The sequence below is a fragment of the Streptomyces apricus genome, assembly GCF_008369065.1.
Classification (GTDB): domain Bacteria; phylum Actinomycetota; class Actinomycetes; order Streptomycetales; family Streptomycetaceae; genus Streptomyces; species Streptomyces apricus.
In genome coordinates, this window is sequence record NZ_VDFC01000292.1 from 1 (window position 1) to 605 (window position 605).

Genomic DNA, 605 nt, shown 5'->3' on the forward strand with positions numbered 1-605 from the left:
CCCCGACGGCCCCGGCCTCCTCCACCAGCACGACCAGGGACCCGACCCACCGCCCGCCGACCTCCTCGGCCACGATCTGCTGCCGCTCCAGCACCCCTTCGGCGGCGCCGGCAGCCCGTTCCTGCCAGAAGCGGTCGGGCTGGGCGGAGGCGTTCTCGTAGGTGTCCATGAAGGCGATGTCCGCCACCGGATCCCGCAGCGAGGCCAACCGGATCTCCTTCACGGCGGGCCATTCGTCAGCGCGTATCGAGCGGAACACGTAGTCAGGTTCAGAACTCATGGAAACCACCGTAATACCGGTAGGGCGCATGCCTCCTGAACGCAAGAAAGCCCCCGCACCGAAGTGCGGGGGCTTTCCATTCAATATTTGTTCGGCGGCGTCCTACTCTCCCACAGGGTCCCCCCTGCAGTACCATCGGCGCTGTGAGGCTTAGCTTCCGGGTTCGGAATGTAACCGGGCGTTTCCCTCACGCTATGACCACCGAAACACTATGAAACTCTCAACCGCACCATCACCGTGACCATGGCAATGGGGTTGTTCGTGGTTTCAGAACCAACACAGTGGACGCGAGCAACTGAGGACAAGCCCTCGGCCTATTAGTACC

The 605-nt window shown here is 63.0% G+C and carries 1 rRNA gene and 1 pseudogene; both read right to left on the reverse strand.

The window, feature by feature from the left end:
- Positions 1–280, reverse strand: a pseudogene (locus tag FGF04_RS39755) (GNAT family N-acetyltransferase); the annotation flags it as partial.
- A gap of 89 nt (positions 281–369) precedes the next feature.
- A 5S ribosomal RNA gene (gene rrf / locus FGF04_RS39760) occupies positions 370–486 on the reverse strand.
- Positions 487–605: the final 119 nt, after the last annotated feature.